This window comes from Janthinobacterium sp. PSRC1-1, from assembly GCF_049897525.1.
Classification (GTDB): domain Bacteria; phylum Pseudomonadota; class Gammaproteobacteria; order Burkholderiales; family Burkholderiaceae_D; genus Janthinobacterium; species Janthinobacterium tructae.
This window is the reverse complement of record NZ_JAFCWK010000027.1, coordinates 1-12,633: the sequence shown is the minus strand read 5'-3', so window position 1 is coordinate 12,633 and position 12,633 is coordinate 1. Positions and strand designations below refer to the sequence as shown.

At 61.6% G+C, this 12,633-nt stretch carries 11 protein-coding genes; all 11 read right to left on the bottom strand.

Annotated elements, in window-relative coordinates; genetic code table 11:
* On the bottom strand, window positions 1–231 hold a 231-nt coding region (locus ACP7DW_RS28550), incomplete at its 3' end, for an ESPR domain-containing protein (RefSeq protein WP_426057773.1).
* Window positions 232–264: 33 nt separating this feature from the next.
* The gene (locus ACP7DW_RS28545) at window positions 265–1,923 is read right to left on the bottom strand and encodes a ShlB/FhaC/HecB family hemolysin secretion/activation protein (RefSeq protein WP_426085251.1); all 1,659 of its coding nucleotides are present in this window, start codon (window positions 1,921–1,923) and stop codon (window positions 265–267) included.
* Window positions 1,924–2,591: 668 nt separating this feature from the next.
* Entirely contained in the window at window positions 2,592–3,212 is a 621-nt protein-coding gene (locus ACP7DW_RS28540) for a c-type cytochrome (protein WP_426057755.1), read from the bottom strand.
* Between the two features lie 10 nt (window positions 3,213–3,222).
* Window positions 3,223–4,449 (bottom strand): molybdopterin-dependent oxidoreductase, encoded by a 1,227-nt coding sequence (locus ACP7DW_RS28535; protein WP_426057754.1) that lies wholly within the window; start codon window positions 4,447–4,449, stop codon window positions 3,223–3,225.
* On the bottom strand, window positions 4,442–5,875 hold the full coding sequence (locus ACP7DW_RS28530) for an amino acid permease (protein ID WP_426057753.1): 1,434 nt from the start codon (window positions 5,873–5,875) through the stop codon (window positions 4,442–4,444). The genes ACP7DW_RS28535 and ACP7DW_RS28530 overlap by 8 nt, the downstream gene beginning before the upstream one ends.
* A gap of 279 nt (window positions 5,876–6,154) precedes the next feature.
* On the bottom strand, window positions 6,155–6,949 hold the full coding sequence (locus ACP7DW_RS28525) for an ABC transporter permease subunit (protein WP_298409212.1): 795 nt from the start codon (window positions 6,947–6,949) through the stop codon (window positions 6,155–6,157).
* A 79-nt stretch (window positions 6,950–7,028) separates the two neighbouring features.
* Window positions 7,029–7,844 (bottom strand): taurine ABC transporter ATP-binding protein, encoded by an 816-nt coding sequence (locus ACP7DW_RS28520; protein WP_426057752.1) that lies wholly within the window; start codon window positions 7,842–7,844, stop codon window positions 7,029–7,031.
* A gap of 71 nt (window positions 7,845–7,915) precedes the next feature.
* Window positions 7,916–8,965: a taurine ABC transporter substrate-binding protein gene (tauA, locus tag ACP7DW_RS28515; RefSeq protein WP_426057751.1), complete on the bottom strand. Its 1,050-nt coding sequence runs from the start codon at window positions 8,963–8,965 to the stop codon at window positions 7,916–7,918.
* Window positions 8,966–9,086: 121 nt separating this feature from the next.
* Window positions 9,087–10,526, bottom strand: a complete 1,440-nt coding sequence (locus tag ACP7DW_RS28510; RefSeq protein WP_426057750.1) for an NAD(P)/FAD-dependent oxidoreductase — start codon at window positions 10,524–10,526, stop codon at window positions 9,087–9,089.
* Between the two features lie 25 nt (window positions 10,527–10,551).
* Window positions 10,552–10,965, bottom strand: a complete 414-nt coding sequence (locus tag ACP7DW_RS28505) for a nuclear transport factor 2 family protein (protein ID WP_298409192.1) — start codon at window positions 10,963–10,965, stop codon at window positions 10,552–10,554.
* Window positions 10,966–11,271: 306 nt separating this feature from the next.
* A partial coding sequence (gene xsc / locus ACP7DW_RS28500) for a sulfoacetaldehyde acetyltransferase (RefSeq protein WP_426057749.1) occupies window positions 11,272–12,633 on the bottom strand: 1,362 nt, incomplete at its 5' end.

Here is a 12,633-nt window from a genome sequence, read left to right as displayed (position 1 = left end):
CGCGCCGGTGATGCTGGCCTGCCCCGCCACCACAGTGCCGCCCGCCGGCCCCGCCAGCGCAAGACTGCCGTAGCCGAGCATCAGCGCCGCCGCCATGCTGGTCAAGGCGAAATGCGCCCTGCCGCCGCTGCATCCTGGCATCGAGCGCTTGCCGGCCGAGTTGACGTTTTCGGACACGGCGGCGTAAGCGCCCGTGGCCTGGTTCCAGATGGAGCGGTAGATGCGGTTCATGGCGGTGTCCTGAGTGTTTTAACTTGTACTAATTTAGAAGTACTTGACGGCTTGCAGCCAGAAGCGGCCTGCCGCATCCGGTGCCGAGGTCGCCTTGGCATTGCCCAGCTTGTGCGCGTAATACGCTTTCAGCACGAGCGCATTGGCGCCCGTCCACGTCACGCCCACACCGGCCCCGCTCAGGGTGCGGCGGTTGTCGCCGGCGCTCCAGGCGTCGCGATTGAGCTTGACGCTGCCCGTGTCGGCAAAGGCCAGCACCTGCAGCTGGCCGGGCAAGGCCGCAAAGGCCGTCACGTTCTGGCGCAGTTCCAGATTCAGCACGTAACCCTGGTCGCCATACGCCTCGCCGCCCGGATAGGCGCGCACGCCGCCCACGCCGCCGATGCCCATCTTTTCCGAGACATCGAGATTTTTCGACGCCGCCTGGCCGCTGAGGGTGCCGAACAAGCTCGTCTCGCCGCCCAGGCTTTGCAGGCGCGCCGCGTTGAAGGCGAGCTTGTGGAAGCTGCCGTTGCTCTTCACCGTCAGCTGGTCGATCAGGCGCGCCAGCGGCGTCTCGATGTCGATCTTGCCCGTGGTGTACGTCACGGAATAGGTGCTTGCGCCACCGCCGCCCCAGCCATCCTTGGCGTCGCCATTCAGGTTCAGCATCCACACCCTGGCCGTCTTGTCGTTGACCGTGCCCGTCGATTCCGTGCGGTCCTGGAACGTCTTGTCGTCGTAGCTGACTTGCGCATACAGGTTGCTGCTGCGCGAGCGGATCAGCGGATAACTGCCATACGCGCTGGCGATCTTCGCCGTGCCCTTGGCCTCGAGCACGGCAAATTCCTTGCCCAGCTTGTAATCCATATACGTGTAGGCGCCGCCCAGGCGCAGCAAACCGGCCTGCCCCTGATACGCCAGGCGGCCGTAGTTCAAGCCGTCGGCCGAGGTAAACGCGCGCACGCTGGCCACGTCGCCGATGCCGGCCAGTTCATTGATGTTCAAGGTGGCGCCGATGCGGTTGCGGCCCGTGTAGCGGTTGCCCTGGTTATCGACGTCGATGCTGCCGTTGAAGCGCGATCCCGGCTGCACCTCGACGATCAGGTCGGACGCGCCCAGGGACGCTCCCGGCGCCAGGGTCGAGCTGACCTGCACGCCCGGCAAGTCCGACAGCAGCAGCAAGCGCCGCTCCAGCGGCGGCGTGGCAATCACTTGCCCGTCGAGACCGGCCAGTATCGCGCCGGCCAGGCCGTCGGACAGATTACTCTGGTTGCGCAGCTGCACTTGCCCATACTGGCCCGGCAGCACGCTGATTTGCACCACGCCATCCTCGATATCCTGCGCCGGCAGATACGCCTGCGCCAGGAAATAGCCACGCTCCTGGTAATAGCTGGCAATCTTACTGGCCATGGCGCGCAACTCGCCCAGGGTCAGCTCGCTGCCCGGCACGAAACCCGTGCTGGCGATCAGTTCGCTTTCAGGAAACACGGGCGGCGCCGTCACCTGCAGGCGCCGTACCGTGATGCGCGTGGTATCGCCCACCGTGGCGGCCGGTACATTGCCCTGCTGCACGCGGATGGCCGGCGGCGCCTTCGGCAACTGGGGCGCGACGGGAATCTGCTGCAGCTGGCTGCCGGCGTTCGGCGGATCGACGGCCCAGGCGGACTGGATCAGCAGCAGCAGGGTCAGGGGAAGTAATTTGGTGTTCAAGGTCATCCTTTCTGGCGGCGCACCCGCGCCAGGTACACCGCTTCCGGCTGCACCAATGGGGGAATACAAAAGCTGAAATGGGAGTATTTTTTAACATCAATGTTAAATTTGATGGCAACTGAAAAATCAAGTTCCGCTCAGCAACCTTCCTCCATTTTAGCCCTTCGTCAGGCGAGAAAATACCTATCTGATGACCTCGTTCACCACATTGGTGCGACCTAAATGGCGACAGTCCTAAAATACGAAAAGTCCTATGAAAATGCGCACTTCAACTGAAAATGTCGTTGCTACAACACAACAACATTGCAATACCGCCACTATCAACACGCTATTCCTCGCAGGCACCACATCTGAAAATTAGGCAAGGCATTAGCATTTTCGCAACACAAAACAATGTTATTTTTTCCATAGCAAGATACGACTTCCATGACACACTTTCTTTTTGCGCCTTGGCATGTCACATACTTGCAAAAATAAATTTTTAATACATGAATATTGATATATAGATTATTTTTAACGATGCGCTACGGGGATGGGCGGCTGCTTAAATTTCCGCGAGGAACACCGGCGCGGCAGGCATGCAACACCTCAGTCAGGGGGTGAGATGGCGCATGCCTGTGGAGAGGAAAAAGAGCGGAAGTGCGCTACTGCACTGGTCTGGCCAGGCGCTATCTGGACAGCACGTATTTCGCCAGGGTAGCCGCATCGGCGACGCTGAGCTGGCTGAATGGCGGCATGGGCACGGGCCCCCATTTGCCGGCGCCGCCGCTGCGGATGTTCGCCGCCACGGCCGCGACATTGTCCTTGCCCTTGTACCTGGCTGCCACCTCGGCAAAACCCGGGCCGACCACTTTCTGGTCGAGGGCGTGGCATGCCATGCAGCCATTCGCCGCCAGCAAGGTGTTGACATCCTTGCCACTGGCGGCCGGGACAGCCGCTGCGGCCGGCCTGGCCACGGCCGCGGCAGGTACGGCGGCGCCCCGCTCCGCGCCATAGGTTTTCACCAGGTAATCGACCATGGCCGGCATGTCCGCGTCGTCAAACTGGGCGCCGAACGGCTTTTTCATCTTCTTGACGGTCGCTTCCCAGTAGGCGCGCGGCGAGGCAGGCGGCTGGCTCGATGCATACTGGGCCGCGTGGCAGGTCATGCAATTGCGCTGCACCAGCTGGTAGCCGGGCAATTCACTGGGTTTGTAGGTCGCCGTTTCCGGCGGCAAGTGGATCTCCAGCGCACACGCGCCGCCCGCCGCCGACAGTGCCAGCGCGGCAATCAATATGTTCATTCCCATGTGAATCTCCTCAGACTGCGTCGATGCGCGTGGTTTCGACCACGTTGCGCATATAACCCATGGGATTCCACAGGGCTTTCATCGGTTGGCTCTGGCCGATGCGGTTGACGGCGCGCACCATCAGCACGTGCTTGCCCTTGCGCGGCGCCTTCATGAGCATCGTCCACTCGCGGAACGAAAAGCGCCCCAGGTCCTTGCCCAGCCTGGCTTCCTGCCACGTCTGGCCGCCGTCCACCGAGACGGTCACCTCGCTGATGCCCTGGCCGCCATCGAAAGCGATGCCGCGCAGGGCCAGGTCGCGCCCCGCCTTCACTTGCGCGCCATCTGGCACGCTGGTAATGAAGGAGCGCACGTTAAGGCGGCTGATCGGCGTCGTCTTGCCCACCGGTGTACCCGGTTCGATGAAACCGGAACCATTGTCGGGGATGCGGTAGCCCGTGCTCATCCAGAAGCCGTCGAAGGGCTTGTCGAGAACGGTGATGTCGCTCAGGTGCTTGACCCAGTAAGTGCCGTAATAGCCGGGCACGATCAGGCGCAGCGGGTAGCCGTTGAGGAAAGGAATGTCCTCGCCATTCATGGCCCAGGCCAGCAGCACGTCGCCGGCCATGATGTGCTCGACGGACAAGGCTTTCTGAAAGTCGGGACCGTCGCCCACGGGCGGCGTTTCCAGGCCATTGAAGGCCACTTGCACGGCGCTGGCGGCGATGCCGGCCTTTTCCAGCACGGTTTTCAGGGGGATGCCGGTCCAGCGGGCATTGCCCATGGCGCCATTGCCCAGCTGTCCGCCATTCGCGCGCGGGGCGAAGAAGCCGCGGCTGTTACCCGAACATTGCGTCACGGCCACCACATCGACGGGTTCGGCCAGTTTTTTCAGCTCGGCCAGCGACAGTTCCAACGGTGCCTTGACCAGGCCGCCGATGCGCAGCCGGTAGCTGTCGCCATCGATGCTGGTGGGCAAGCCGCTCCAGTGGTAGCGCACGAAAAATGCGTCGTTGGGCGTGATCGCGCCTTCATTGAACACGCTGAACGGCGTTTCCAGCTGGGGCGGGCGGCTGGTCAGCAAGATCAACGGGCGCTTTTGCGGGAAGGCCACCAGTTCGCGCTCGCCATTTTCAAACGGCAAAGTGACGGAGGCGGCCAAGGCTGACCCAGGCCCCGCCACGGCGGCGGCGCCCAGGGTGGCCGTGGTGCGCAGGAAGCGGCGCCGGCCGGCGGGCAACAAAGTCGTGTCAGACATGTTTGAGCTCCACTTTGGTGTCGGCGGGGGCACCGCCGTTGCGGTCATCGTTGACCAGCTTCTTGATGTAATACATGACGCTCATGATGACCACGCTCAGCAGGCCGAACCAGAACGACACGCGCTGCTCCGTATCGGACGACACGCTCATGGCCCCGAGGATCACCAGCATGGCGATGATGGTGAAATACGTCAGGTAGGGGAACAGCCACATACGCACTTTGATGCGTTCGGGACATTCGCGTTCCAGGCGGCGGCGCAGGCGCAATTGAGAGATCGCAATGAGCAGGTAGACAAACAGGATCAGGATGCCGTAGGAATTGACGATGAACGGGAACACCAGGTCGGCCGACACATACGAGACGGCAATGGCGAAGTAGGCGAACAGGGTGCTGAACAGGATGGCGCGAATCGGCACGCCGTTCTTGCTCAGCTTGACGAGGCCCGTGGGGGCGTCGCCACGGCGCGTCAGCGCGAAGATCATGCGCGAGGACGCGTACAAGCTGGAATTCAAGGCCGACAACACGGCCGTCAGGATGATGGCGTTCATGATGTGGGCCGCGTACGGGATGTTCATGACCGTCAGGGCGCTGACGAACGGCGTGGCGATGGCCGGCGAATCCCAGGGCACGATGCAGACGACGACAAACATGGACCCGACATAAAACATCAGCACGCGCGTGATGACGGAATTGGTGGCGCGGGCGATGGCCTTGGCCGGGTCCGACGTTTCGGCGGCGGCGATGGTGACGATTTCGGCGCCCGAGTAAAAGGCCGTGGCGGCGACGGCGCCGCTCAGCACGGGGCCCCAGCCGTGGGGCATAAAGCCGCCATTACTGGTCAAAAAGCCCAGGCTTGGGATGCTGTTGGGCAAGCTGCCCGTGATGAACAGGGCGCCGACGAACAGGAAGACGACGATGGCGACCACCTTGATCGAGGCGAACCAGAATTCGAATTCGCCAAACGCTTTCACCGAGAACAGGTTGAGCACCGTCATTGACACGAGCAGCACCAGGCTGATAGACCACGATGGCACATCGGGCAGCCAGAAGTTGACCAGCTTGGCGCCGGCGATGGCTTCCAGAGCCACGACGACGACCCAGAAATACCAGTACATCCAGCCGCTCATGAAGCCGAGGAATTTCGACACCTTCGGCTTGTCGTCGAAGGCCAGGCGCGCATATTCGTAAAAAGAGCCGACCACGGGCAGGGACGAGGCCAGCTCGCCCAGCATGCGCATGATCAGGACGACCAGGCCGCCCGTGAGCAGGAAGGAAAGGATGGCGGCCGGGCCGGCGGCCTTGGCGATGACGCCGCTGCCGACAAAGAGGCCGGCGCCGATCACGCCGCCGATGGCGATCATGCTCATGTGGCGTTGCTTGAGCGAGTGCTGCAAGCCTGTGTTGTTGTGGTTGTCGCTAATCATGTTTGTCTCCTAGTAATATCTGAAGCTCGGTGCGCCCTGGCCTGCTGCGGCTTGCTCCTGCCGCGCGGCTTTGTTTTATTTAGGCAACACCGTCAAGCAGCATCGATACATCATCAAATCAGTCTGGTTGGCTGCATGCCATAAGTCAATCTGGAAATGCAGCGGCCCGGCGCGGCAGCCAAGGGGCAAGCGCGCTGGAGAATACGTACGGGGTATGGCGGTAAAAAAAAAGGGAGCGGCGGCAACACTTGTGGCGTGCGCGCCACTCCCGGGAACGTCTTACACCTTGCCCTTCCATGGCACGAGGGTACGTTCGAGGTAGCGCATCATCAAATCAAACAGGAAAGCAAAGAAGCCGATCACGATAATGCCCATGATTACCACATCGCTGGCGAGGAACTCGGAGGCGCTGAGCACCATGTAGCCGAGGCCGCGCGTGGCCGCCACCATCTCGCCCGCCACCAGCGTGGTCCATCCCACGCCGATGCCGATGCGCATGCCGGTGAGAATTTCCGGGATCGCGGCGCGCAGGATCACGTGCACGATGACCTGGAAACGCGTGGCGCCCATCGAATAGGCCGCGTGGATTTGCTCCAGCGACACCGAACTGACGCCGGCGCGGGCGGCGATGGCCATCGGCGCGAAGATGGCCAGGAAGATCAGGTAGACCTTCGAGAATTCGCCGATGCCGAACCAGATGATAACCAGTGGCAAGTAAGCGAGCGGCGGCAGCGGACGGTAGAACTCGATCAAGGGATCGAAGATGCCGCGTGCCACGCGATTGACGCCCATCATCACGCCGATGGGAATGGCCAGCACGCAAGCCAGGCCGAAGGCGCCGAACACGCGCACCAGGCTGGCGACCGTGTGTTCCCACAACGTGGCGCCGCCGAAACCGGTGGTGGCCGCCATGATGAATTTCTCGTACACGGCTTGCGGCGAAGGTAAAAACAAGGGTTTCACCATGCCGCTGGCCGTCACGCCAAACCACAGCAACAGCACGGCGATGACGGTGACGCTGGCGATGCGGCTGGAATTGCCCTGCCCCGGCGCGCCGAACGCTTCGCCGGGCATGGCGCAGCGGGGAGCGAACAGGCGGCCAAAGAAACCGGCGCGCTTGGCGGTAGTGGGAGGAAATCCCACGACGGATGGGCTATGCATGGGACACCTCCAGCTCTTTATTGACCGCGCGCTCGTCGCCATAAATGATGTTGAGCACGGTTTCGCGCATGGCGATGAAGTCCGGGCTCGATTTCACGGCGCGCGCATCGCGGCATTCGAGGAAGCGCTTGTTGAAATCGAGTTCATACGTGTGCGTAATGCGGCCCGGACGGGGCGACATGACGATCAGCCGGTTCGCCAGGAACAGCGCCTCGTCGACGCTGTGGGTAATGAAGAAGAACATGGTGCTGGACTTGGCCCAGATATCGAGCAGCAATTCCTGGATGGTTTCACGCGTCAGCGCGTCGAGCGCCGCCATCGGTTCATCCATCAGCAGCATGGCGGGATTGCTGGTCAGGGCACGGGCGATGCCCACCCTTTGCTGCATGCCGCCCGACAATTGATAAATCATATTGTCGTGAAAATCCTTCAAACCCACGAGCGCCAGGTTCTTCGCCGCCTGTTCGCGCCGCACGGCTTTCGGCACGCCTTGCAGCTTCAGGCCGAATTCCACGTTTTCCATCACGTTCAGCCAGGGCAGCAAGGCATGTTTCTGGAACACCACGCCACGGTCGGCGCCCGGTCCTTCCACCTTGTTGCTGCCCAACATGATCTCGCCCTTGGATGGAGCGATAAAGCCCGCCATCAGGCTCAGCAAGGTGGTCTTGCCGCAACCGGAAGCACCGAGCGCGACGACGAAGTCGCCGCTATTGATGGTGAGATTGATATTGTTTAAGGCATGTACGCGTTCACCGGCCGTCTTGCCCGGATAAATCACGCTGACATCCTTGACGTACAGATTTTCCATTGTGTCCCCACAGTTCTGTTCAACGCATTCTGTTCAGTCAGCGCGCCCGCAGGCGCGCCATCGCACAACGTTTACTTCAGCAGGCCGGCGGCCTGTGCATACCGGGGCGTGACATATTTGCTGTAGTCGGTGGCCAGGGTGTCGATCTTGCCTTCACCCTTCAAGAATTGCGCCGTGGCCAGCAAGGCTTGCGCCACGCCGCCCTTCGCGCCGCCACCGAGCCAGGCCGGCGAGGCCTGCTCCTGCAACGATGGGTAGGCGTACAGGGCCACAGAAGCGGCCACGTCCTTGGCAGCCGCGCCAGAATGCTTGACGTTGGCTTTGACTTGCGGGGAATCGATGGTCCACGCCTTCGGATTGGCGCGGTAGTCGGCGTCGGCCGCGGCCATCACCTTGACGAACTTGGCCATGAAGTCCGCGTTCGCCTCGCCCCAGGCGCGCTCGACGGCCATGCCGTCAAACGTGGCCTTGCCCTTCTTGCTCAGTTCGCCGGACGTGACCAGCACCTTGCCGTTTTGCTTGAGTTTGCTCAAGGCCGGGTCCCACACGAAGGCGGCATCGATATCGCCACGCTCCCAGGCGGCGGCGATCTGGTTTGGCTGCATGTTGAGCAATTTCACTTCCGTCGGCTTGATGCCCCACGTTTCCAGCGCGAACATGGTGTGGAAGTGCGTGGTGGAAACAAACGGCACGGCGATCTTCTTGCCGCGCAAGTCCGTGGGCTTGCTGATGCCGGCGCCATTGCGGGCCACCATCGCTTCGGCTTCATTGATGTCGTCGATGATCCAGAACAGCTGCAGATCGACACCGCGGCTGACGGCCGCCGTCAGGGGGCTCGAACCGATGACGCCGATCTGCACGTCGCCCGACGCCATGCCCGTGGCCACCTTGGCGCCCGAGTCGAACTTGCGCCAGTTGATTTTATAGCCGGTGGTTTTTTCCACTTCGCCGCTGGCAATCGCCACCAGGAAGGGACCGTTGATTTCCTGGTAGGCAATCGTCACTTCCTTGCCTTGCGCAAAGACCGTACCGCTGGACGCCAGGGCGACGCCCAGCACCAGGGTGCCGAGGACGGCGCGGCGCATCGTTGAAAAAACCGTTTTGCTCGTATTTGTGTTCATGTCTCACTCCAAGTTTATTGTTATGTGTGAACGTGCGGGCAATCTCATCCCTTTCGGGAGGCGCCGCTGGTTGCTCTTTGTCAACCATGCGGCGGCTTAGTACGGCTACTGCTATTACTATTTAAAACACTTCATCCTTCAAGTGATACCAGCGGTACAGGAAGCGCTGGCCCAGGCGGCGGAACGGGGCGAACGCTTGCGACTCGACCAGTTCCATCATGTTGGGATACGGCAGTTTCGAATTGAAGATCGGCAAGCCCGTGTCGCTGGCCTTGCCCGCGATGCGTTCGGCCATGCGCCGGCCCGCCTGCGCCGAATACATGACGCCGTTGCCGCCGTAACCGAGTGAATAGAAGATCGATTGCTTCGGGTCCGGCTGCACGATGCGCGGCATCATGTCGTGGCTGACGTCGACCCAGCCCCACCACGAGTAATCGATGGGAATACCGGTCAGCGCGGGGAACTTGCGGTGCAGATCGTTGATCAAAAACTGTTTGTATTTCTCGTCCGGCGCGTCGGCGCCCGTGATGGCGCTGCGGCTGCCGATCTGCACGCGGTTGTCCGGCATCAAGCGATAGTAATGGCGCAAAATACGCGTATCCGTGATCACCTGGTGGGTGCGAAAGTTGCACGCCGCGATTTCCGCCGGGGTCAACGGACGCGTGACGAGCGAATTCGACAAAATCGGCAGCAGGCGGTTCTTCACTTGCGGATGCAGATGGGGCGAGGTGTAGCCGCCCGTGGCCACGGCCACGGCACGGGCGCGCACCACGCCGCCTGGCGTTTGCAGATAATGCACGCCGTTGCGCGTCTCCCAGCCCATCACGGGGCTCGACGGGTGCACCTTGGCGCCCAGCGCGCGCGCCTTGCGCAGGTAGCCGAACGCCAGCTTGCCCGCGTGGATGCCGATGCCTTCCGGCTCGTGCAGCGCGCCGGCCGCTTCCTTGTCGTCGACGAATTCGCGCTTGACGGTGTCGGCGTCGAGGATGCGGGCGTCATACTTGAAGACCTCGCGCATGAGCTTTGCTTCCTTGACCAGGGCGGGCATGGCTTTCGCCTTGTGGGCGATGTACAGGTGGCCACCCGGCTGCGGCTCGCAATCGATGTCGGCCGTGATCTTCTTGAACGTTTGCATCGCGTCGCACACTTCCGTGTGCAGTTTCAGGGCCGTGTCCAGCCCATAGCGGTCGATCCACTGCGAACGCTTCAGGCGGCCCGTCGTGCATTGTGCCTGGCCGCCGTTGCGCGTGCTGCAACCCCAGCTGACCCGGTTCGCTTCCAGCACGGTGGCCTTGATGCCGTGTTCCTGGGCCAGGAAGATGGCACAGGAGAGACCGGTAAAACCCGAGCCGATGATGGCCACGTCGACGTCGATGTCATGCGTGATGGGGCCGTCGTCGGCGGGCGGCTCGCCGGCCGTGCCGATCCAGTAGGTGGGCGCGTAGGCATTGCCGTGGCCGGGACGCTGGGCCACCAGCGGATCGAAGGCGGGATCGTAAGGCGTGCGGGCGGCGGTGCTGTTGCCCAGTACGTCAGATGGAGTGTCGACAGGTTTGTTCATGATCATTCCCGGTGAACGTGCTGGCTCAGGCTTGGTTGCCGGTAGCGACCGGTGGGCGATCCTTGCGGAAGGCGTTCTTCACGGCGATCTTGCCGTCGCGGAAAGTGAAGATGTCGACCATGCGCGCTTCGATGCGCGTGCCGTCCGCCTTGGTGCCGGCAAACGTCGACTCCGTCACGCCGCGCTCGCCGCTGACGAAGTGTTCGGGATTGAGCCAGGCGGCATCGGGGAAGGTTTGCCAGGCCAGCTCAAAACCGGCGCGCACGGCGTCGCGGCCAATGAAACTCTTGCCCAGCAAGTCAGGGCCGGCCACGGCGTGAAATTCGCAGTCGTCGGCCATGGCGGCCATCAGGGCTTCGATATCGTGGCGGTTCCAGGCATCGCCGAACGCTTGCAGGAAGTCGGTGGTGACGGCATCGGCAGGTACTCGTGTGTTCATCTTTGTCTCCGTAAATCGTTTTTGATACGCTACGTTCCGTTTTTTGTCTTTTATTGAATTTAAGCCTTAAGCATGGCCTTGTCAAATCAAATAATCCAAAAAACGGGACGCCTTGTATTCTTTAATGAAATTATGATGTTTTCGTGACAATCTGTGAGAATTTGGTCACAGCGCTGTGTCGGATTACGCCGGGCTTGCGCCCGGCTAATCCGACCTACACAGTCACGTAGGTTGGGTGGGTTGGGTAGGTTGGATTAGCGGGGCCGCCGAGGCCCGCCAGGGCGTAATCCAACAACACCCGCCACATCAGACGTAATCTTTGTACTTGTCCAGGTGACGGATCGGTTTGCTCAGCGCATCGCGGCGGAACGGGTCGCCCAGCTCGCGCGTGCACATGATTTCGATGATGGTCGTCTTGCCTTCATTCATCTGCATGTCGATGGCCTTTTTCAAGGCTGGCCCCACGTCTTCCAGCTTGTCGACCGTGATGCCTTCGGCGCCCATGGCCCGTGCGATTTCCGCGAAGCTCTGGTTGTCGAGTTCACCGGCGACGAAACGGCGGTTATAAAAATCGACCTGGTTTTTCTTTTCCGCGCCCCACTGGCGGTTATGGAACACCACCGCCGTGACGGGAATGTTGTGGCGCACGCAGGTCATGGTTTCCATCAGGCTCATGCCCCAGGCGCCGTCACCCGCATACGACACGGCCGGACGGTGCGGCGCGGCCACCTTGGCGCCGATGATGGTCGGAAACGCGTAGCCGCAATTGCCAAAGCTCATCGCCGCAAAGAAGCTGCGCGGTTTTTCAAAGCGCAGATAGCTGTTGGCCACCGAGTTGATGTTGCCGATGTCGGTCGACACCATCACGTCTTCCGGCATGGCTTTTTCCAGCTCGCGCAAGACCTGGCGCGGGTGCAGGTAATTGCCCGGCTCTTTCTTCTGTTCCTCGATCATGTCCAGGCTGTACGCATCCTTCTCGTGCGTCCAGTTGTCCAGTTCCTCTTCCCACGCGGCTTTTTCTGCTTGCACGGTGGCAAAGCGCTCCTCGCGCGTGGCGTCGCAGTCGAGCGTCTTGCCATCGAGGCGCGCAAGAATCGCTTTGGCGGCCGCCTTGGCGTCGCCGCAGATGCCCACCGAAATCTTTTTGACCAGACCCAGCATCTTGTTGTCCGCGTCGATCTGGATGATCTTGGCGTTTTTCGGCCAGTAATCCATGCCGTGCTGCGGCAAGGTGCCGAACGGTCCCAAACGCGAACCGAGGGCGACGACGACGTCGGCCTGGGCGATCAGTTTCATGGCCGCCTTCGAGCCTTGATAGCCGAGCGGACCGCACCACAGCGGGTGGCTGGCGGGGAAGGAGTCGTTATGCAGATAGCTGTTCACCACTGGCGCGCCGAGGCGCTCGGCCAGCGCCTTGCACTCTTCGATCGCTTCTCCCATGACCACGCCGCCGCCGGAAATAATCACGGGGAACTTGGCTTTGGCCAGCAGTTCGGCCGCCTCATTGAGGCTGTGTTCGCCGCCCGCGCCACGGTCCAGGCGATTCGGTTTGGGGATTTCGGCCTTGATTTCGCCATAGAAATAGTCGCGCGGGATGTTCAGTTGCGTCGGGCCCATTTCCGACATGGCGCGGTCAAAGCAGCGGCCCGTAAATTCCGCCATGCGGGC